This is a genomic window from Mycobacterium sp. NPDC003323 (assembly GCF_053589535.1).
Window position 1 is genome coordinate 489,659 of the sequence record NZ_JBSFSB010000002.1, and the last position, 19,897, is coordinate 509,555.

Below are 19,897 nucleotides of genomic sequence, written 5' to 3' on the forward strand. Positions count from 1 at the left end.
CTCATTCCTTCCCGTCGCTTCGCTCGCCCAGCAGATCCTCGTAGCGGTATTCGGTGTCGATCGGCGCGCCCGACCCGTGTGCCTCATCTTCGCGCCTGCGCAGTTCGACGCGCCGGATCTTGCCCGAAATGGTCTTCGGCAGTTCGAAGAACTCGACGCGGCGCACCTTCAGGTACGGCGCCAGGTGATCGCGGGCGTATTCCATGATGCCCCGGGCGGTTTCGGAGTCGGCGGGCCAGCCGTCGGCCAGAGCGACATAGGCCTTGGGGATGGCCAGCCGGGTGTCGTGCGGTTGCGGGACGATCGCCGCCTCGACGACCGCCGGGTGCTCGATGAGCACGCTCTCCAGCTCGAAGGGCGAGACCTTGTAATCGCTGGACTTGAACACGTCGTCGGTGCGGCCGATATAGGTGATGTAGCCGTCGGCGTCGCGGCTGGCGACGTCGCCGGTGTGGTAGTACCCGCCGGACATCACGGCATCGTTGCGCTTCGGGTCGCCGAGGTAGCCGGTCATCAGGTTCACCGGTCGGGTGCTCAGATCCAGGCAGATTTCGCCCTCGTCAGCGAGCTCACCGGTCAGCGGATCGACCAGCACGACCGGCACGCCCGGCATGGGCCGGCCCATCGAGCCGGGTTTGACGGGCTGGCCGGGGGTGTTGCCGACCTGCAGGGTGGTCTCGGTCTGGCCGAACCCGTCGCGGATGGTCAGCCCCCAGGCACGTTCGACGGCGCCGATGACCTCGGGGTTCAGCGGCTCGCCGGCGCCCAGGATCTCGCGCAGCCCTTCGGGTTTGGCACCGAGATCGGACTGGATGAGCATCCGCCACACCGTCGGTGGGGCGCAGAAGGTGTTGATGCCTGCGCGGCGGATCTGGTGCAGCAGATCCGCGGCGTCGAAGCGGCCGTAGTTGTAGACGAAGATGGTGGCCTCGGCGATCCACGGTGCGAAGAAGCAACTCCAGGCGTGCTTGGCCCAGCCCGGTGAGCTGATGGCCAGATGCACGTCACCGGGCGTCACGCCGATCCAAGCCATCGTCGACATGTGGCCGACGGGGTAGGACACCTGGGAATGCTCGACGAGCTTGGGCTTGCTGGTGGTGCCGGAGGTGAAGTAGACCAGCAGCGGGTCGTCGACGGTGGTGACCGTCGGGTGCGTGCCGGGCTCGGCGTCGTAGGCGTCGGCGTAGCAGTGCCAGCCCTCGACATTTCCGATACTGATCCGGACGTAGTCGCCGGGCACCTCGTCGAACTTCGACGCATCAGCGGCGTTGGCGATGACGAACCCGGCGCCGCCGCGGGTGATGCGGTCCTCGAGGTCGGCCGGGCCCAGCGCGCCGGTGGTGGGCATGACGACCGCGCCGAGCTTGGCGATCGCGAGCATGGCCTCCCACAGCTCGACCTGGTTGCCCAGCATGAGGATGACGCGGTCGCCCTTGTCGACGCCGAGACCCTTGAGCCAGGTCGCAACGCGGTCGGAGCGCTGTGCCATCTCGGCGAAGCTGACCTTGGTCTCGGAGCCGTCCTGCTCGACGATCCACAGCGCCGGGCGGTCGTTACCGGCGGCGATGACGTCGAACCAGTCGATGGCCCAGTTGAAGGTGCCGGTGATCTCGGGCCACGAGAAGGTGGCCACGGCCTTGTCATAATCGCTGATCACGGCCACGAGGTGATCGCGGGCGGCGCGATACAGATCGGTGTTGGTGCTCATGACGACTAGGATCTAGGTCACACTTGTCCGCCCGCTACCCCCGAAAGAGGGGAACACCCGTGCAGTCCCTGCTCCGCCCCCGCGATACCGACGCGGTGCGCGCCGAGCTGCGCCGGGTGGCCGCCGAGGGTGACGTGCCGGTGCTGTTCGGCGGCGAGGTGCACGATGACGCGCTGCTGCTGACCGAGTTCGTCGGCACCCGCACCGGCGGACTGCGTGGGCTGGTGGTCCGGTCGAACTCCGGGCTCGGCGGCGCCAGCATGGTGGCCGGCCGGCCGCTGGCGGTGTCGGACTATCGCAACGCCGCGACCATCACCCACGACTACGACACCCCGGTGCTCACCGAGGGCATCCGGTCGGTGCTCGCGGTGCCGGTCGTGGTCGACGGGGTGCCGCGGGCCATGCTGTACGGCGCCTACCGGTCGGGCGCGCCGTTCGGCGGGCTGGCCGCGGATCTGATGGTCGGTTCGGCGCGGCGACTGGCCCACGAGCTGCGGGTGCGCGACGAGGTGGACCGCCGGATGCGGTTGCTCGACGCCCGCGCGACCGGCGCGGCCAATCCGGAGACCGTCCGCGAGGTCTACGCCGGGCTGCGCACGCTGGCCGCCGGCACGGACGCCGACACCGCCGCCGAGTTGCATCGGCTGGCGGATCTGCTGTCGGCGCCCGCCGCGTCGGAGTTCCATCTGACACCCCGTGAACTCGACGTACTGGCGCAGGTGGCGCTGGGCTGCACCAATGCCGAGGCCGCCGAACGACTTTCGTTGAAGACCGAAACCGTCAAAAGCTACCTGCGCAGCGCCGCCGGGAAGCTCGGAACAAAGACCCGGCACGAGGCCGTCTCGAAGGCAAGGCGCGCCGGGCTGGTGCCTTAAGCCAGCGACTCGACCCAAGCCCGATGCAATCCGGCGAACCGTCCCCCGGCGTCGATCAGCTCGCCCGGCGGCCCGTCCTCGATGACCTCGCCGTGCTCGAGCACCAGCACCCGGTCGGCACTGAGCACCGTCGAGAGCCGGTGTGCGATGACCACCGCGGTGCGGTCGGCCAGCACGGTCGTCATGGCGCGCTGCACCATCCGCTCGCTCGGGATGTCCAGCGACGACGTCGCCTCGTCCAGGATCAGCACCGCCGGATCCGCCAGGAACGCGCGGGCGAACGCGATCAGCTGGCGCTGCCCGGCCGACAGCCGCCCGCCGCGCTTGGCGACATCGGTCAAGAACCCGTCGGGCAGCCCGTCGATGAACCGGTCCGCACCGACCGCCACCGCGGCTTCGCGCACCTCGGCATCGGAGGCCGACGGCCGGCCGAACCGGATGTTGTCGGCGATCGTCCCCTCGAACATGAAGTTCTCCTGGGTCACCATCACGACCTGCTTGCGCAACTCGCTCTGCGCGACATCACGCAGGTCGACTCCGTCGAGGGTGACCGCGCCGCTGACCGGGTCGTAGAACCGCGCGAGCAACTTGGCGATCGTGGTCTTACCGGCACCGGTGGTGCCGACCAGCGCGACGGTCTGCCCGGCCGGAATGTCCAGCGTCAGTGACGGCAGCACCGGACGGTCCGGCACATAGGAGAAGTGCACATCGTCGAAAGTGATGTGCCCCTGCACATCGGCCAGCCGCACCGGATGCTCCGGATCCTTGATGCCGGGATCCTGGGCCAGCACCCCGGCGATCTTCTCCAGCGCCGCCGAGGCGGACTGGAAGGTGTTGAAGAACTGCGAGATCTCCTGCATCGGCTCGAAGAAGATTCGCAGATACAGCAGGAACGCCGTCAGCGTCCCCAGCGTCATCTCGTCCTCCAGCACCAGGTAGCCGCCGTACAACAGCACCGCGCCGGTGGTCATATTGCCCGTCAACCGCACCGCGGGCATGAACACCGCCAGCAGCTTGAAGGCCCGCTCGTTGATGTTCTTGTACCGATCGGCGACGTCTTCGAAGATCTGCTGATTGCGCGGCTCGCGACGGTAGGCCTGCACGGCCTTGATGCCGGTCATGGTCTCGACGAACTGCACGATCACCAGCGCGGCGGCCTCGCGGACCTTCAGGTACGTCTTGGACGACTCGTTGCGGAACCACCATGTCAGCAGCACCAGGATCGGGAACGCCGTCAGGCACACCAGCCCGAGCCGCCAGTCCAGCACCACCAGCAGCACGGCGGTGCCGAACATCGTCAGCACCGCGGTGATCAGGCCGTCGAAGCCGGTGGCCAGCATGTCCTGGATGGCGTCGACATCGTTGGTGGAACGCGCCACCACCCGACCCGAGGTGTAGCGGTCGTGAAAGGCCACATCCAGACGCTGGAAATGGCGGAACAGTCTGCGGCGCAGCTCGATCAGGATTTCCTGGCCGATCCGGCCGGAGCGGCGCAGGAAGTACATCCGGCCGGTGCCCTGCACCGTCACGACGCCGCACAGCGCGGCCAGGATCAGGATGAGCTCGCGGGACGAGCCACCGTCGACGATCGGTGGGATGCCGTGGTCGATACCGCGCTGCACCAGCAGCGGCACCGACAGCCGCGCGGCGTTCTCGATCACGACCACGACGGCCAGCACCGCGACGACCTTCTTGTACGGCCGCAGCAGCGAACCCAGCAGCGAGCGGGCTTCGCGCCGGCGCGACACCGACTCGTCGATGGGCAGGTTCTCATCGTCGGCGGAGACCGCTTGGCCCCGCCAGTCCGTGGTCGTCACTGGCCGGCCTCGGCGAGTTCTTCATCGGCGGCCAGCAGGTAGCGGTACTCGGGCGCATCGGCCAGCAGCTCGGCATGCGTGCCTACCCGGGTGACGGTGCCGTCCTCCAACAGCGCGACCCGGTCGGCCAGCAGCACCGTGGACGCGCGGTGGGCCACCACGATGCCGGTGACGTCACGCAGCACCCGGCCCAGCGCCTCGGTGACCTCGGCCTCGGTGTGCACGTCCAGGGCGGACAGGGTGTCGTCGAGCACCAGGATGCGTGGGTCGGCGATGATCGCGCGCGCCAGCGAAAGACGTTGCCGCTGACCACCCGACAGGCTCAGGCCCTGCTCACCGATGCGGGTGTCCAGTCCGAACGGCAGGTCGTAGACGAAGTCGGCCGAAGCCACGTCGATCCCGCGCGCCAGGTCCTCGTCGGTGCCCTCCGGGTTACCCAGGCGCAGATTCTCGGCGACCGACATGGAGAACAGCGTCGGGTCCTCGAACGCAGTGGCCACGGTGTGCCGCAGCGCGGGCAGCGAAAGATCCCGGATGTCGGTGCCGTCGACCAGGATGGCGCCCTCGGTGACGTCGTGTAGCCGCGACAGCAGCGAGGCCAGCACCGATTTGCCGGACCCGGTGGCGCCGACCAGTGCGACCGTCTCCCCCGACTCGACGGTCAGGTTCACATGCCGCAGGGCCCACTCCTGCGAGTCCGGGAACCGAAACCCGACGTCGACCAGTTCCAACCGGCCACCGCGCGGCGACTCGGCGACCTCCCCGTCGGCGATGGTGCGCGGTTCGTCGAAGATCTCGGCGACGCGGTTGGCCGCCGTCATCGACTCCTGCGTCATCGACAGCAGAAAACCCAGCGAGGCGATCGGCCACACGAGCGACAGCATCATCGTGATGAACGCGACCAGGGTGCCCATGGTGACCAGGCCGTGCCCGGCGGCGTACGCGCCGAAGCCCAGCACGATGATCAGCGTGATGTTCGGGATGACCTCCAGCAGCGTCCAGAACTTGGCCGACACCCCGACCTTGCGGATCTCGGTGTCGAACAGGCTCTTGGCGCGTTCGTCGAAGCCGCGGTAGGCGTACTCCTCGCGGCCGAAGGACTTGATGACCCGCAGCCCGAGCGCGGATTCCTCGACGTGGGTGGCGACGTTGCCGGCCTGGTCCTGCGACTGCCGCGACAGCCGGGTGAACTTGCGCTGGAAGTGCAGGATCGTCACGGTGATCGGCACGATCGCCACCATCACCACGACACCCAACGGCCAGTACATGCTCAGCAGGATCGCCGTCACCACGATGATCTGGACGATGTTGAGCATCAAGAACAGCAGCCCGAAGGACAGGAACTGCCGGATCGCGGACAGGTCGTTCATCACCCGCGACAGCAGCTGCCCGGACTGCCAGTTGCCGTGGAACGACATCGGCAGTACCTGCAGCCGCGCGTAGAGGTCCTTGCGGATATCGGCCTCGACACCCATCGTGGCGCGGGCCACCAACCAGCGCCGGACGAACCACAGCACGGCCTCGGTGATCAGCAGCGCCATCGCGGCCAGCCCCAGCGTCCACAGCCCGGCGGAGTCCTTCTCCCGCACCGGCCCGTCGATGACGGCCTTGGTCAGCAGCGGCACCGACACCGTGGCGCCGAGGCTGACGAACGCCGCGATCACCATGGCGATCCAGCGCACCCGGTAGGGCTTCAGGTAGGGCAGCAACCGCAGGATGTCCGAGGAGGCGCGGATGCGCCGGGGCGGCGGCGCGATCGCCGGTACCGAATCAAGCCCTGCCACGTCACCACCTCCTCCCCCCGACTCATCTTCGGTTCTAGCGCACGGCACCGACAACCGGTTTATCCGTCGCCCCGCCAACGTAAAACCTCAACAATGGATGAGGTCAATTGGTTCCCGCGCCGAGCCACCGCTAGCGTCGAGAGACGTGTATGTGCAGAGAACGCTGAACCTGCAGGAGTGGGAGAAGCGCACCGAGTGGCCGCTGGCAGGCGTGGCGCTGATCTTTCTGGCAGCCTACGCCACCGAGGTGCTGGCCCAGCCGCGCGGCTCCGCGTTGGACATCATCGTCTGGGCGGCCTGGCTGATATTCGCCACCGATTACCTGGTGCGCCTGAGCCTGGCCACGGAGCGGTGGAAATGGTTCTATCGCCATCTCTTCGACCTGGCGATCGTCGTACTGCCGCTGCTGCGGCCGCTGCGACTGCTGCGCCTGGTGATCTTGATCAAGGTGCTGCAGCGCGCCGCGGGCAGCGCGATCCGCGGCAAGGTCGTGCTCTACACGGTCTTCGGGGCGGTCCTGTTGGTATTCGTGGCCTCGCTGGCGGTGTTGGATGCCGAACGTGCCGAGCCCGAGGCGCTGATCACCGATTTCGGCGAGGCTCTGTGGTGGTCGATCACGACCATCACCACGGTCGGCTACGGCGACCTGACGCCGGTCACCACAACCGGTCGGGTGGTGGCGGTCTTCCTGATGATCGGCGGGATCACGCTGGTCGGTTCGATCACGGCCACCCTGGCGTCCTGGATCGTCGAGCGCGTGTCCGACGATCGGGCCGCCGACCACGCCGTGACCACCGGTCATATCCAGGAGGTCCTCGACGAGATCGAGCAACTGCGCGCCGAGGTACGGCGGCTGACGCGGGAGCGGGCCGCCGACACCGACGCGTGACGCAGCATCCCCCAGCCGCCGACGGCCATGGGGCAGTATTGGCGGCATGGAAAGTGGCGCCACGACCTCGCCTCGGGTCCTCGTCGTCGATGACGATCCCGACGTACTCGCCTCGTTGGAACGCGGCCTGCGGCTGTCCGGTTTCGAGGTATCCACCGCCGTGGACGGCGCCGAGGCGCTGCGCAGCGCCACCGAGACCCGTCCGGACGCGATCGTCCTGGACATCAACATGCCGGTGCTCGACGGGGTCAGCGTGGTGACTGCGCTGCGCGCCATGGACAACGACGTCCCGGTCTGCGTGCTCTCAGCGCGCACCAGCGTCGATGATCGGGTGGCCGGTCTGGAGGCCGGCGCCGACGACTACCTGGTCAAGCCGTTCGTGCTGCAGGAGCTGGTGGCGCGGGTCAAGGCGCTGTTGCGCCGGCGCGGGTCGACGGCGACGTTCTCCTCGGAGACCATATCGGTGGGCCCGCTGGAGGTCGACATCCCGGGCCGTCGCGCCCGCGTCAACGGCACCGACGTCGACCTGACCAAGCGCGAGTTCGACCTGCTCGCCGTGCTGGCCGAACACAAGACCGCGGTGTTGTCGCGCGCCCAGCTGCTGGAGTTGGTGTGGGGTTATGACTTCGCGGCCGACACCAATGTCGTCGACGTCTTCATCGGCTACCTGCGCCGCAAGCTGGAGGCCGGCGGCGCGCCCCGGCTGCTGCACACCGTGCGCGGTGTGGGCTTCGTGCTGCGGACGCAATAACCCAGGAATACGCCGTGGACCTGTACGACCGGCTCTACAACGCGCTGGGCCTGCCCAAACGCATCCTGTCGCTGCGCACCATCGTCGTGGTCGCCGCACTCGGTGTGGTCGCCGTCGTCATCACCATCGGCACCTGGGTGTGGATCGGCATCACCAACGAGCAATACAGCCAGCTGGATCGGCGGTTGGACTCGATCAGCAGCCTCGGCGACGTCAGCACGCTGATCGGCAGCGCCATGCAGGACGACACCGACGCCCCGGAGGCCGATCCGGATCTGGTGCGCACGGCACGCATCGGTGACTCCACCGTGTCCATCCCGGCCGATATCGTGCTGCCGGAGTTCCCGGACGGTTTCGAGACGACGACCATCAACGGTGTCGAGTACCGGGTGCGCACCTTCACCGCCGGGCAGGCCTCGGTGGCGCTCGGGTCGACGCTGACCGAAACCGAGCGCCAGATCAACTCCCAGCACCGTCGGGTCCTGCTGATCTGCGGGCTGGTCATCGGCGGCACGCTGGTGGTCGGCTGGGTGATCTCGGCGGTGATGATCACGCCGTTCCGGCGGTTGGCCCAGCAGGCCCGCGCCATCAACGCCCAGTCCAACCCCGACGAGGTGCAGGTGCGCGGCGTGTGGGAGGCCAGCGAGATCGGTGAGGCCGTGGAGGGCATGTTGGCCCGCATCGGCGACGAACAGCAGCGCACCAAGGCCGCGCTGGAATCGGCCCGCGATTTCGCCGCCGTCGCCTCGCACGAACTGCGCACCCCGCTGACGGCCATGCGGACCAATCTCGAGGTGCTGGCCACCCTCGACATGCCCGAGGAACAACGCACCGAGGTCCTCGGTGATGTCATCCGCACCCAGTCGCGCATCGAAGCGACGCTGTCGGCGCTGGAGCGTCTGGCCCAGGGCCAGCTGTCCACCTCCGACGACCATGCTCCGGTCGACCTCACCGAGCTGCTCGACCGCGCCGCGCATGACGCCATGCGCGTCTACCCCGAGCTGGACGTATCGCTGGTGCCCGCACCGACGGTGCTGATCCTCGGTCTGGCCGCCGGCCTGCGGCTGGCCGTCGACAATGCGATCGCCAACGCCGTGAAACACGGTGACGCGACCCGGGTTCAGCTGTCGGCGGTCAGTTCCCGCGAAGGCGTCGAGATCGCCATCGACGATGACGGGTGCGGTATCCCCGAGGAGGAACGCACCAAGGTCTTCGAGCGCTTCTCCCGCGGGTCCACCGCCTCGCATTCGGGATCCGGGTTGGGCCTGGCGCTGGTCGCCCAGCAGGCCGAACTGCACGGCGGCACAGCGTCATTGGAGGCCAGCCCACTGGGCGGCACCCGGCTGCTGCTGCGGCTACCCGGCCCGCACTAACCCAGCCGGCGCAAGCTGAAGGCCAGCGTGCACACCACGCCGGCCACGAACGACAACATCAACAGCGCGGCGTTCACGGGCGGTCCCCGTCCCCACGTGGCTGCGGTTTGACCGTCAGCACCAGCACCGCCCATGTCAGCGCCGAACCCAGCACGAACGCCAGCAGATACCCGAACCACTGCATCACGAAATGCACTCGTACCCCCTCACCTCGGCGCCGGCGGGACAACGGGAGGCGCCGAGAGCACCGCGATGTCGTTCAGCACCTCGAGATCCGGCCATGCGGCGCGCACCGCCTCCTCAAGCTCCAGCTTGGCTGCGTCCGTTTGCGCGGTGCCGAACAGCACCACCTCGCCGCCCTCGATGCTGAAGCCGAAGTCGGACAACGGCGCACCGGCGGCCAGCACCGCGTCCAGCCCGGTCAGATCGGCGGCGGTGACGCCCGCGATCGGGGTCAGCATGTCGAGCACCGTGGTGCCCGGCAACTGCGTCCTGGCCAGGTCCAGAGCAAACGCCACCGAGGCCTGGTCGGGCAGCTGGCCGGACAGGACGACGTCATCGGCCTTGCGCCGCAACGAGAACGGCGCCAGCATCTCGTCGGGTGCGGCCAGGTCCGCCGGTGTCAGGGTGACGGACGCATTGGGCAGCGCCTGCTCAGGACCCGCCGACTCGGCGCCCGTCCACCCGATCACGCCGATCCCCAACGGCACGACGATCAGTGCCGCCAGCCAGCCGGCTCCCGGCGGGCGCCGGTACCAACGCGTCGCAGGAGCCGCCATAGCCACTGCTCAGCGGGCGCCGAGCAGGTCGATGACGAAGATGAGCGTCTTGCCCGAGAGCCGATGCCCGCCACCGGCCGGACCGTAGGCCTGCTCGGGCGGGATGGTGAGCTTGCGTCGGCCGCCGACCTTCATCCCGGGGATGCCGTCCTGCCAGCCCTGGATCAGGCCACGCAGCGGGAATTCGATTGACTCACCGCGATTCCAGGAACTGTCGAACTCCTCACCGCTGTCGTACTCGACACCCACGTAGTGCACCTCGACGGTCCCGCCGGGCACCGCCTCGGCACCCTCGCCGACGGTGATGTCCTCGATGGTCAGCTCGGTCGGTGCCGGGCCGTCCGGAAATTCGATCTCAGGTTTCGTTGCCACGGTTTCCCACCGTAGTCGGGCACACTGCACTTGTGGCCATGAAAGCGGACACAGATCTGGACATCGTCATTGTCGGCGGTGGGCACAACGGGTTGGTCGCGGCCGGATATCTGGCCCAGGCGGGCCGGCGCGTCCGGGTCCTCGAGCGGCTCGACCACGTCGGCGGTGCGGCGGTGTCGGCGCACGCCTTCGACGGCGTCGACGCCCGGCTGTCGCGGTACTCCTATCTGGTGAGCCTGCTGCCCCGCCGGATCATCGACGATCTGGGGGCCCGGTTCCGGCTGGCCAAACGCCGCTACTCGTTCTATACGCCCGACCCGACGACCGGGGGTTCGACGGGCCTGCTGATCGGACGGGAGAACACCTTCGCCGCCGTCGGCGCCGCCGATGACGAGGTCCGGTTCGCCGAGTTCTACCGCCGGGCACGGATCGTCACCGGCGCGCTGTGGCCGACGCTGTTGTCTCCGCTGCTGACGCGCTCGGCGGCGCGGGAACGGGTGCTGGCCGGCGGGGATCCGACGGCCGCGGCCGCCTGGCACGAGTTCCTGGAACAGCCCGTCGGCCAGACGATCGGCGCCGCGGTGCGCAGCGACCTGGTCCGCGGTGTGATGGCCACCGACGCCCTGATCGGCACCTTCGCCGCCACCGACGATCCGTCGCTGATCCAGAACGTGTGCTTGCTGTATCACCTGCTCGGCGGGGGCACCGGCGACTGGGATGTGCCCGTCGGCGGGATGGGCGCGGTGACCGGGGCCCTGACCGCCGCCGCCTGCGGGTACGGCGCGGAGATCACCACCGGGGCCGAGGTGTACGCGATCAGCCCCGATGGCGAAGTGCGTTACCGCACAGCCGATGCCGAGCACAGCGTGCGCGCCCGGCACGTGCTGGCCGGGGTGGCGCCGGCGGTGCTGGCCCGGCTGCTGGGCGAACCCGAGCCTCCGGTGGCACCGGGCGCGCAGATCAAGGTCAACCTGATGCTCACCCGACTGCCTCGGCTGCGGGACACCACCGTGTCACCCGAGCAGGCCTTCGGTGGCACGTTCCACATCAACGAGACGCTGCGGCAGCTCGATTCCGCCTATGTTGCAGCGCGTTCCGGAGTCGTACCGGAGCCGCTGCCGTGCGAGATCTACTGTCATTCGCTGACCGATCCGAGCATTCTGTCCGAACCGCTGCGCCAGGCGGGTGCGCATACGCTGACGGTGTTCGGTCTGCACACCCCGCACCGCCTGCTGGACGAGCTGGACCCCGACACCGCTCGAGTCAAGCTGGCCGCAGCAGCTCTGCATTCACTGAATTCGGTGCTTGCCGAACCGATTCAGGATGTGGTGATGACCGATCGGCATGGCCGGCCGTGCGTGGAGGCCAAAACCACCACCGATCTGCAGGACGCACTGGGCATGCCGGCGGGCAACATCTTCCACGGCGCGCTGGGCTGGCCGTTCGCCGAGGACGACGAGGACCTGAGTACCCCGGCTCGGCGCTGGGGTGTGGCCACCGGGCACGACGCGATCCTGCTGTGCGGCGCCGGGACCCGTCGCGGTGGTGCGGTGTCCGGGATCGGCGGGCACAATGCCGCGATGGCGGTCCTGAAGGGTTAGTCCGGGCGTACCTTGGCCAGGATCGACTGCAGCACAGCCAGATCGGTGGAGCTCAGCGCGCGCAGCGGCGGCGGCGCCGGGTCCTCGACGGATTCGATGATTCCCAGCAGTTTGCGTCCGGCCGGCGTCAGCGACACCGTCTTGGAGCGGCGGTTGGCCGGGTCGGTCTCACGCACCACCAGGCCGCGTTCGGTCAGATCGTTCACCGCGACGGTGGCCGCGGGGGCGTCGATGGTGGCCGCCGCGGCGATCTGCTTGACCGACAGCGGCCCCTTGCCCAGCCGGCTGAGAATGCGAATGCGGCTGAACGGCAGGCCGGTCCGTTCCACCACGGCACGCTTCCAGCTGTCGTGGTTGTTGATCACCAGAGGGGCCATCAGTCGCCACACCTCGTCGGCGGGGTCATCGGACATCGGCGTGCGCCTTCGGTCCCTCGATCAGCGGCGCGAGTCGTCGCGCAGACTCCAGCGCGCGCGACGAGGTCGACACCACGCCGAGCACGATGATCACCACACCCAGCCCCACGCACATCAGCCACAGCGGCCGCGCCGCGACCGCGAAGTCAGCGGTTCCCGCCAGCGCGGCACCGGCGATCGAACCGCACAGCGCCACACCGATACTCACCCCGATCTGGCGGCTGGTGCTGGTGACCGCCGACGCGGCACCCGCCCGGTCCAGCGGCATGCCGCTCACGGCGGCGTTGGTGATGGGCGCGTTGACCATCGAGAACCCGATGCCGAACAGCCCGAAGACCAGCAGCAGCGCCCAGACCGGTGCGTCACCCGGCAGCACCACCAGCACCGTCGAGGCGAGCGCGATCAGCACCCCGGAGGTCAGCAGCGACGGACGCGCGCCGTAGCGACCCACCAGGCGTCCCGACAACGGCGAGAACACCAACGCGCCGACCGCGATGGGCAGGTAGATCAGGCCGGTCTGCATGGCCGAGAAGCCCCGGGCGCCTTGCAGATACACCGACATCATGAACAGCAGCGCGCCCCAGGAGGCGAACGCGCAGATGGCCGTCACGGTGGCCGCGGTGAACGGCACACTGCGGAAGAACCGCAGATCGATGAACGGGTCGGTGCGGCGTGACTCGTAGCGCAGGAAGGTGACGAAGGCCAGCACCGCGGCGACTCCTACGGCGATGACGCGGGGGTCGTCCCAACCCAGCGCGGGTCCCTCGATCAAGGTGAAGACCGTGCCGAACAGGAACAGCACCGCCAGCAGCTGGCCGATCGGATCGACATTGCGCATGGTCGAGGATTTGGTCTCGGGCACGAAGATCGCCGTCAGCACGATGGCGGCCAGACAGATCGGCAGGTTGATCCAGAACACCGCCCGCCAGCTGATCACGTGGATGAGCAGCCCGCCCACGGTCGGCCCGAGCGCCATCGAGATGCCGACGACCGCACCCCAGATGCCAAGGGCGCGAGCGCGTTCGACCGGGCCGGTGAAGATCTGGGAGATGATGGACAGCGCCACCGGGTTGAGCATCGAGCCTCCGATGCCCTGCAGGAAGCGGGCACCGATCAGGGCCTCGATACCGGGTGCCAGGCTGCACAGCAACGAGCCCAGCGCGAACACCGTCAGCCCGATCTGGAACACCCGGCGGCGTCCGAAGCGGTCGCCCATGGCGCCGGAGAGCATCAGCAGCGAGGCCAGCACCAGGGTGTAGACGTCGATCACCCATTGCAGCGCCGATGCCGACGCGCCGAGGTCCTGCCGGATCGAGGGGATGGCGACGTTGACGATGGTGGCGTCCATCGACACGATCAGCAGGCTGAGGCAGCAGGACGCCAGGATGATGGCCTTGCGCCGCGGCGTCAGCGTGCTGATAGTTGTATTCACACAAATATTGTGTAACTACAACTGTTCAGCGGTCAAGCCAACCTTGCGCCGAGATCGACGCAATGGCGAAGATCACTCGCACTTTCCCGCCCGTTTGTTCGGTTGGGCGGGAAGTGGTCAGCGGTTGCCGAGGTCGGTGTAGTTGCGCTCGGTGTAACCGGTGTAGATCTGGCGCGGACGGCCGATCTTGCCCGGCTCGGAGTGCATCTCACGCCAGTGCGCGATCCAGCCCGGCAGCCGGCCCAGGGCGAACAGCACGGTGAACATCCGGGTCGGGAAGCCCATCGCGCGGTAGATCACGCCGGTGTAGTAGTCGACGTTCGGGTAGAGCTTGCGCTCGACGAAGAAGTCGTCGGTGAGCGCGATCTCCTCGAGCTCCTTGGCGATGCCCAGCAGCGGGTCCTCCACGCCGAGTTTGCCGAGGATCTTGTCTGCCTGCTCCTTGACGATGCGGGCGCGCGGGTCGTAGTTCTTGTAGACGCGGTGTCCGAAGCCCATGAGCTTCACACCGTCCTCGCGGTTCTTCACCTTCTTGACGAAGGTCTGTACATCGTCGCCGCCGTCGTGGATCTTGGCCAGCATCTCCAGCACCGCCTGGTTGGCGCCGCCGTGCAACGGGCCCCACAGCGCGTTGATGCCGCCGGAGATCGAGGTGAACAGGTTGGCCTGCGACGAGCCGACCAGCCGCACCGTCGAGGTGGAGCAGTTCTGCTCGTGATCGGCGTGCAGGATCAGCAGCATGTCCAGAGCGCGGACGATCTCCGGATCGACCTCATACGGCTCGGCCGGGAAGCCGAACGTCATCCGCAGGAAGTTCTCCACCAGCGTCAGCGAGTTGTCCGGGTAGAGGAACGGCTGACCCTCGGACTTCTTGTAGGCGTAGGCGGCGATGGTCGGCAGCTTGGCCAGCAGCCGGATGGTGGACAGCTCGACCTGCTTGTTGTCCAGCGGGTCCAGCGAATCCTGGTAGTAGGCGCTCAACGCGTTGACCGCGGAGCTCAGCACCGGCATCGGGTGCGCGTTGCGGGGGAAACCGTCGAAGAAGCGCTTGAGGTCCTCGTGCAGCAGGGTGTGCCGCTGGATCTGGTTGGTGAACTTCTCCAGCTGCTCGGTGGTCGGCAGCTCACCGTAGATCAGCAGGTAGCTGACCTCGATGAAGGTCGACTGCTCGGCGAGCTGCTCGATCGGGTAGCCGCGGTAGCGCAGGATTCCGGCGTCACCGTCGATGTAGGTGATGGCGCTCTTGGTCGACGAGGTGTTGACGAAACCGCCGTCGAACGTGGTGTAACCGGTCTTGGCGAGCAGTGATCCGAGGGCAATGCCGTCCGATCCCTCGGTCGCGTGCACGATGTCGAGGTCGATCTGACCGCCCGGATACGACAGCGTCGCTGTCTGGTCAGGGCTGGAGTTTTCGGCCACTGGAACCCCTTCTGCGGTGTGGGCTGCGCGTCACTACTGGACGGTAGTCGCTAACGTTACGTCGCGCCCGCGGGGGGTTCACCGCCGGGTATGGCCTCTTCCGGGGCGGGCGTGGTCCACGGCCGCCAGGTGCGGACCAGCAGGTCATAGGCGGCTTGGATGCGTTCGGCGACGATCTCGGGCTCGATCGGCGGGAACCCGGGGGTGCCGAGACCGTGGCACGCTGTGTTCATCACCACAGTCCAGGTCTCCAGAACCAGGTACACCGCGTCGTGGTCGGTGGACAGACCCATCCGTCGCGCGACCGCGAGCACGGTCGGGAACCGGTCCTTCTGCGCCCGGAACGGGATCGCGGTCACGCCCAGGCTCGCCGAGGAGTTGACGATCTGGATCAGCGCCGCCATCCGCTTGAAGATTGCCGTCTGCTCACCGCCGGGCCCGCGTCGCAGGGCGAGCAGATGCGCCCGCAGCATGGCCTCGTACTCGGTGATGTCGCGCGGCAGGCTGTCGAGTTCCTTGGCGACGTAGGCCGCGGTGTCCTCGACGATGGCGATGACGACCGCATCCTTGGTCGGGAAGTAGCGGCTGAACGTGCGTGGTGACACCTCGGCGGCGGCCGCGATCTGCTCGACGGTGGTGTTGTCGTAACCCTGCCGCTGGCACAGGTCGGCCGCGGTGGAGATCAACGTCGCCCGGGTCCGTAACTTCTTACGTACTCGCAGCCCCTCGGGGCGTTCAGACATTGGCCGGGACATCGGTGTCGGCCGGCGCCACAAGCGGTGCCTCGGCGGTCAGCGGCACCGCAGCGGGGTCGGTGCCGAACAGTTCGCCGGCAAATCCGGCGACGTGCTCGCAGGCGCGGTTGAGCCGCTCCACCATGACCATCGGCCCCAGCGTGATGCCGTCGCCGTCGGCGACCAGGTCACCGCAGGCGGCGATGATGATGGCCGAGAACAGCGAAACCCCCAGCAGCATCCGGCGATCGTCCGGGGCGACATTCATCTGCTCGGCCAGCGCGGCGATGACACTGTCGTTGCGGAATTCGAATGCGCCCTGCCGCAACGCATCCGCCCCGTTGATGATGCGCAGGATCAACACCACACGCTCACTGGTCAGCCGGCCGGCGCCACCGGTCGCCGTGCGGGTCAGCACCGCCACATGCGCGGCACGCAAAGCCTCGACGGGGCCGACGTTGCGCGGCAACCGGCGTAGTTCCAGCGCGATCTCCTCCGACAGCTCCTCCAGCAGCGTGAGGAAGACGGCTTCCTTGGTGGCGAAGTACCGGCTGTAGGTTCGCGGGGACACATCGGCCAGCGCGGCGATCTGGTCGACCGTGGTCAATTCGTAGCCTTGGCGCAGGCACAGTTCCAGCGCGGCGTCGATCAACGTCGCCCGGGTCCGCTGCTTCTTACGTTCGCGCAAACCGAGATCGGTTTCCCTGTTCGCCGCAGCCACGACAGGATGGTAACCCGCGCCGCTGTGAGACGAGGGCAGGTTTGCCCGTCGCCTGCGTCACTCGGACGGCACCTAGGGCTGCAACCGTTCGATGCGGGCGCCGCCATCGGTGACGCGAATCCTGTTATGCACGCGGTTTTCCCGCCCCTGCCAGAACTCGACGACCTCGGGTGCGATCAGGTATCCGCCCCAGTTCGGTGGCACCGGGACCGCGTCGAACTCGGCGAAACGTGCGGTGACATCGGCCAGTTGGTCCAGTAGCACGGCCCGCGACGCGATCGGCTGGGACTGATGCGACGCCCACGCTCCCAACTGTGATCCGCGCGGTCGCTTGGTCCAGTAGTCGGCGGTCTCAGCCTGCGACACCTTGACCACCGGACCGCGCACGTGGATCTGGCGTCCCAGCGCGTACCAGGGGAACGTTGCGCAGGCATACGGTTGTATTGCCAGCTGCTCGCCCTTGTCCGATTCATAGTTGGTGAAGAACGTGATGCCGTCCTGGGTCGCGCTCTTGCACAACACCGTGCGCGTCATCGGCCGGCCCTGGGCGTCGACGGTGCCGACCACCATCGCGTTGGGTTCGGACAACCCGGCCGCCCGGGCATCGGCCAGCCAGTGATGGAACAGGGCCAACCACCCCTGCGCCAACCAGTCGGCGTCCAGGTCCGCGCTGCCGTCCTTTTCCACCGATCCGTACTCGGCACGCATCCGTGCCAGCTCATCCGGTTCCATTCGCAAAACGGTACGCCCACGGCGCCTGCGACTCGATGGTGCGAGAATTCTCATCATGACGGCGGTCACCTTTGTCGCAGCGGCGCGTTCCTTCGAGACGCTGGTGCGATCGCTTCCCGATTCCAACTGGGACGGGCCGGGTTTGGGTGACTGGGATCTGCGGGCGCTGGTCGGGCACACCTCGCGGTCGCTGGTCACGGTGATCGACTACCTGCAGCAGCCCGCGCCGGCCGGTGAGCTCGTCGACGCCGCCGGCTACTACCTCGCCGTACGCGATTTCAGCGCCGCCGCCGGTGCCGATGCCGTCAATGAGCGGGGCAGACAGGCCGGCCGGGATCTGGGTGCGGACCCGGCCGCCGCGGTCTCGGCCCTGGTATCCCGGGCACTGGCCGACGTGGACGCGGCCGGCGATCCGGCGATCGCGGTCATCGCCGGTATCGGTATCCGGCTGTCGGATTATCTGCTGACCCGTGTCTTCGAGCTCGTCGTGCACGGGCTGGACATCGCGCGCGCGACCGGTGTGCCCTACGTGCCGCCGGCCGATGCGCTGGAGGCCGCTGCCGTGCTGGCGGCCCGGGTCGCGGCGCGCTCGGGTCAGGGCGCGCAGCTGCTGGCGGCGATGACGGGGCGGGCCACGTTGCCCGTCGGATACTCGATGGTCTGACGCCGCCACGACACCTCAGCCGGCACGGTGGCGCCGGCCACCAGTGTGAACGGTGTCGCCATCGGGAACTGGGATGCCAACGAACGTATTTCGGTGCCGCGCACGATGGTTGCCAGCGCCAACGTGGCCTCGAGCATGGCGAAATGGTCGCCGATGCACGAGCGCGGGCCGGCACCGAACGGCAGGTACTGCCACCGATCGATCTTGCGGCCGCCGGCCCGAACCGGTCCGGATCGAATATCAGCGGACGGTCCCACAATGCCGGATCACGCTGTACGGCATAGATTCCGAACAGCACGGTGGTGCCCGCCCGGACACGGTGACCGTCGATCACCAGGTCTTGCAGCGCCGTGCGGGCGGTTCCGGGGGCGGGTGGGCACAGCCGTAACGCCTCATGCAGCACCTGCACGGTGTAGCCCAACGCGCCGACGTCATCCGGGGTCAGCTGCCGGTCACCGAGTTCGGCGACCTCCGCACGGACCCGCTCCTGGATGCGCCGATGACGGCCCAGCTGCCAGAGCGCGTAGGTCAACGTGGTCGCCGTCGTGTCATGCCCGGCAGCGATGAATACGATCAGCTCGTCACGAATCTCGGCGTCGGTCAATCCCTTTCCGGTCTGCGGGTCCTGCGCGGCCAGCAGGGCGCGCACCAGCGGAGCGTCCAGCTGCGGGTCGGCGCGGCAGGCGCGCAACACATCGTCGGCGAGCTCGTGCAGGACGGCGCTGGCCGCCCGGGCTCGTGCCCGCGCCGGGGTGGGCAACCAACGCGGACAGCGGATCGGCGAGGAGGCCCGGTCGGCGATATAGGTCAGCACGGCGCGCATCGGCGCGTCGATGGCCTCGGCGCGCCGGTCCAGTTCGATACCGAGCACCGAACGTCCCAGCGCGCGCATGGTCAACCGCCGGCACTCCACGTCCAGGTCCAAACGCTGCCCCTCGGTCCAGGCATCCGCCACCGACTGTGCCGCCTGCGTCATGTGCCCACCGAAACTGCGCACCTGCTTCTTGGTGAACAGCGGCTGCAGTGCTCGGCGACGCGGCAGCCATTCGTCGTGCACGACGTCGAACAGGCTCCTGCCCAGTACGTAGCGCATCTCGCGATGCATGACGGTCCGGTCCGCGAACTCCGCCGTCTGCCCCAGGATGTCGTGGCCGGCCTGCGGTGAGGTAGCGGTGAAGCTGCGCAGCGCCTTGATCTGCCGGCGCAGCGGCATCGGGTTACGTGGCACCGGCGGCTGTCGTTCGTCCATGCCCTCAGCGTCACGCCGATGTTGTCAGAGCCATAGCGTAGGTATCTACCTGTATTCCCCGCCCGCGATGAATTTCCGACAGCGCCCCGGTCTACAGATCGTCACGTTCCCCAGCGAAGGAGAAATCATGGCCATCGAAGTCACCCCCGCCGTCATGCCGCATCTCGTCGTCGACGACGGTGCCGCCGCCATCGACTTCTATGTGAAGGCATTCGGTGCTACCGAACTGGGCCGGATGCCCGGCCCGGACGGCCGCCTGGTGCACGCCGCCGTGCAGATCAACGGTTCCACCGTGATGCTGAACGACGACTACCCCGAGTACTGCGACGGACAGTCGGAGACCCCGAAGTCACTCGGCGGGACGCCGGTCACCATCCATCTCGCCGTCGCCGATGTCGATGCCGTGTTCGCCCAGGCCGTCGCGGCCGGCGCCGAGGTCGTGATGGGCGTCGAGGACATGTTCTGGGGCGACCGGTACGGCGTGGTACGCGACCCGTTCGGCCACAAGTGGTCGATGGGGCAGCCGGTGCGTGAGGTCAGCGACGAGGAGCTGCAGAAGGCCGTTCAAGAATTCCCGTGAC

At 68.1% G+C, this 19,897-nt stretch carries 19 protein-coding genes and 1 pseudogene; 7 read left to right on the forward strand and 13 right to left on the reverse strand.

The genetic code is table 11. The features are described from left to right. Position 1: 1 nt before the first annotated feature. Positions 2–1,708, reverse strand: coding sequence for an AMP-binding protein (locus ACWDUN_RS09165; RefSeq protein ID WP_449927606.1), 1,707 nt, complete (start codon positions 1,706–1,708; stop codon positions 2–4). A 59-nt stretch (positions 1,709–1,767) separates the two neighbouring features. On the opposite strand from ACWDUN_RS09165, the gene ACWDUN_RS09170 reads away from it, so the two are divergent. Continuing rightward, positions 1,768–2,583 (forward strand): response regulator transcription factor, encoded by an 816-nt coding sequence (locus ACWDUN_RS09170; protein WP_449927608.1) that lies wholly within the window; start codon positions 1,768–1,770, stop codon positions 2,581–2,583. Here the strand turns inward: ACWDUN_RS09170 and ACWDUN_RS09175 are convergent. Both ACWDUN_RS09175 and ACWDUN_RS09180 read right to left on the reverse strand, forming a co-directional pair. Continuing rightward, the gene (locus tag ACWDUN_RS09175; protein ID WP_449927611.1) at positions 2,580–4,400 is read right to left on the reverse strand and encodes an ABC transporter ATP-binding protein; all 1,821 of its coding nucleotides are present in this window, start codon (positions 4,398–4,400) and stop codon (positions 2,580–2,582) included. The two genes, ACWDUN_RS09170 and ACWDUN_RS09175, sit on opposite strands and share 4 nt — an antisense overlap. Next, on the reverse strand, positions 4,397–6,184 hold the full coding sequence (locus ACWDUN_RS09180) for an ABC transporter ATP-binding protein (RefSeq protein WP_449927614.1): 1,788 nt from the start codon (positions 6,182–6,184) through the stop codon (positions 4,397–4,399). Before ACWDUN_RS09180 ends, ACWDUN_RS09175 begins: the two co-directional genes overlap by 4 nt. A 145-nt stretch (positions 6,185–6,329) precedes the next feature. On the opposite strand from ACWDUN_RS09180, the gene ACWDUN_RS09185 reads away from it, so the two are divergent. Genes ACWDUN_RS09185 through ACWDUN_RS09195 form a run of 3 tightly spaced genes read left to right on the forward strand, consistent with a single transcriptional unit; the run spans position 6,330 to position 9,197 of the window. Further along, positions 6,330–7,073 (forward strand): potassium channel family protein, encoded by a 744-nt coding sequence (locus ACWDUN_RS09185; RefSeq protein ID WP_449927617.1) that lies wholly within the window; start codon positions 6,330–6,332, stop codon positions 7,071–7,073. Between the two features lie 37 nt (positions 7,074–7,110). Next, entirely contained in the window at positions 7,111–7,824 is a 714-nt protein-coding gene (prrA, locus tag ACWDUN_RS09190) for a two-component system response regulator PrrA (RefSeq protein WP_449927809.1), read from the forward strand. A gap of 14 nt (positions 7,825–7,838) precedes the next feature. Next, on the forward strand, positions 7,839–9,197 hold the full coding sequence (locus tag ACWDUN_RS09195) for a sensor histidine kinase (protein ID WP_449927620.1): 1,359 nt from the start codon (positions 7,839–7,841) through the stop codon (positions 9,195–9,197). A gap of 73 nt (positions 9,198–9,270) precedes the next feature. Here the strand turns inward: ACWDUN_RS09195 and arfB are convergent, their stop codons facing one another. From arfB to ACWDUN_RS09210, 3 genes are read right to left on the reverse strand one after another with little or no spacing between them, the layout of a single operon-like run. Further along, positions 9,271–9,393 carry a channel accessory protein ArfB gene (gene arfB, locus ACWDUN_RS09200; protein WP_449927623.1) on the reverse strand — a complete coding sequence of 41 codons (123 nt, stop codon included), beginning with the start codon at positions 9,391–9,393 and terminating at the stop codon, positions 9,271–9,273. A 10-nt stretch (positions 9,394–9,403) separates the two neighbouring features. Beyond that, positions 9,404–9,976 (reverse strand): channel-forming protein ArfA/OmpATb, encoded by a 573-nt coding sequence (arfA, locus tag ACWDUN_RS09205; protein ID WP_449927626.1) that lies wholly within the window; start codon positions 9,974–9,976, stop codon positions 9,404–9,406. 9 nt (positions 9,977–9,985) lie between these two features. Next, positions 9,986–10,348 carry an FKBP-type peptidyl-prolyl cis-trans isomerase gene (locus ACWDUN_RS09210; RefSeq protein WP_449927629.1) on the reverse strand — a complete coding sequence of 121 codons (363 nt, stop codon included), beginning with the start codon at positions 10,346–10,348 and terminating at the stop codon, positions 9,986–9,988. A gap of 38 nt (positions 10,349–10,386) precedes the next feature. On the opposite strand from ACWDUN_RS09210, the gene ACWDUN_RS09215 reads away from it, so the two are divergent. Next, on the forward strand, positions 10,387–11,949 hold the full coding sequence (locus ACWDUN_RS09215; RefSeq protein ID WP_449927632.1) for a phytoene desaturase family protein: 1,563 nt from the start codon (positions 10,387–10,389) through the stop codon (positions 11,947–11,949). On the opposite strand, the gene ACWDUN_RS09220 is transcribed toward ACWDUN_RS09215, so the two are convergent. The 6 genes from ACWDUN_RS09220 to pdxH all read right to left on the reverse strand — a co-directional run bounded on the left by ACWDUN_RS09220 (position 11,946) and on the right by pdxH (position 17,403). Beyond that, on the reverse strand, positions 11,946–12,362 hold the full coding sequence (locus ACWDUN_RS09220; protein WP_449927635.1) for a MarR family winged helix-turn-helix transcriptional regulator: 417 nt from the start codon (positions 12,360–12,362) through the stop codon (positions 11,946–11,948). The two genes, ACWDUN_RS09215 and ACWDUN_RS09220, sit on opposite strands and share 4 nt — an antisense overlap. Then, positions 12,352–13,776 (reverse strand): DHA2 family efflux MFS transporter permease subunit, encoded by a 1,425-nt coding sequence (locus ACWDUN_RS09225; protein ID WP_449927811.1) that lies wholly within the window; start codon positions 13,774–13,776, stop codon positions 12,352–12,354. Before ACWDUN_RS09225 ends, ACWDUN_RS09220 begins: the two co-directional genes overlap by 11 nt. A gap of 138 nt (positions 13,777–13,914) precedes the next feature. Further along, positions 13,915–15,216 carry a citrate synthase gene (locus ACWDUN_RS09230; RefSeq protein WP_449927638.1) on the reverse strand — a complete coding sequence of 434 codons (1,302 nt, stop codon included), beginning with the start codon at positions 15,214–15,216 and terminating at the stop codon, positions 13,915–13,917. 56 nt (positions 15,217–15,272) lie between these two features. Beyond that, complete coding sequence (locus ACWDUN_RS09235; RefSeq protein ID WP_449927640.1) at positions 15,273–15,959, reverse strand: TetR family transcriptional regulator; 687 nt, start codon at positions 15,957–15,959, stop codon at positions 15,273–15,275. Next, positions 15,952–16,671 (reverse strand): TetR/AcrR family transcriptional regulator, encoded by a 720-nt coding sequence (locus ACWDUN_RS09240; protein ID WP_449927643.1) that lies wholly within the window; start codon positions 16,669–16,671, stop codon positions 15,952–15,954. The genes ACWDUN_RS09235 and ACWDUN_RS09240 overlap by 8 nt, the downstream gene beginning before the upstream one ends. Before the next feature lie 72 nt (positions 16,672–16,743). Then, positions 16,744–17,403 (reverse strand): pyridoxamine 5'-phosphate oxidase, encoded by a 660-nt coding sequence (gene pdxH / locus ACWDUN_RS09245; protein ID WP_449927646.1) that lies wholly within the window; start codon positions 17,401–17,403, stop codon positions 16,744–16,746. A 55-nt stretch (positions 17,404–17,458) separates the two neighbouring features. Here pdxH and ACWDUN_RS09250 point away from each other — a divergent pair, with 55 nt between their 5' ends. Next, positions 17,459–18,067, forward strand: a complete 609-nt coding sequence (locus ACWDUN_RS09250) for a maleylpyruvate isomerase family mycothiol-dependent enzyme (RefSeq protein ID WP_449927649.1) — start codon at positions 17,459–17,461, stop codon at positions 18,065–18,067. Here the strand turns inward: ACWDUN_RS09250 and ACWDUN_RS09255 are convergent. Continuing rightward, positions 17,998–19,316: pseudogene (locus ACWDUN_RS09255) on the reverse strand (cytochrome P450). The gene ACWDUN_RS09250 and the pseudogene ACWDUN_RS09255 sit on opposite strands and share 70 nt — an antisense overlap. A 127-nt stretch (positions 19,317–19,443) precedes the next feature. On the opposite strand from ACWDUN_RS09255, the gene ACWDUN_RS09260 reads away from it, so the two are divergent. Then, positions 19,444–19,896 (forward strand): VOC family protein, encoded by a 453-nt coding sequence (locus tag ACWDUN_RS09260; protein WP_449927652.1) that lies wholly within the window; start codon positions 19,444–19,446, stop codon positions 19,894–19,896. Position 19,897 lies beyond the last annotated feature (1 nt).

Coding starts and splice junctions, on each gene's coding strand:
- ACWDUN_RS09220 (WP_449927635.1), bottom strand. CDS start 12,362: ATGTCCGATGACCCCGCCGACGAGGTGTGGCGACTGATGGCCCCTCTG.
- arfA (WP_449927626.1), bottom strand. CDS start 9,976: ATGGCGGCTCCTGCGACGCGTTGGTACCGGCGCCCGCCGGGAGCCGGC.
- pdxH (WP_449927646.1), bottom strand. CDS start 17,403: ATGGAACCGGATGAGCTGGCACGGATGCGTGCCGAGTACGGATCGGTG.
- ACWDUN_RS09235 (WP_449927640.1), bottom strand. CDS start 15,959: ATGTCTGAACGCCCCGAGGGGCTGCGAGTACGTAAGAAGTTACGGACC.
- ACWDUN_RS09165 (WP_449927606.1), bottom strand. CDS start 1,708: ATGAGCACCAACACCGATCTGTATCGCGCCGCCCGCGATCACCTCGTG.
- ACWDUN_RS09215 (WP_449927632.1), top strand. CDS start 10,387: ATGAAAGCGGACACAGATCTGGACATCGTCATTGTCGGCGGTGGGCAC.
- ACWDUN_RS09250 (WP_449927649.1), top strand. CDS start 17,459: ATGACGGCGGTCACCTTTGTCGCAGCGGCGCGTTCCTTCGAGACGCTG.
- ACWDUN_RS09260 (WP_449927652.1), top strand. CDS start 19,444: ATGGCCATCGAAGTCACCCCCGCCGTCATGCCGCATCTCGTCGTCGAC.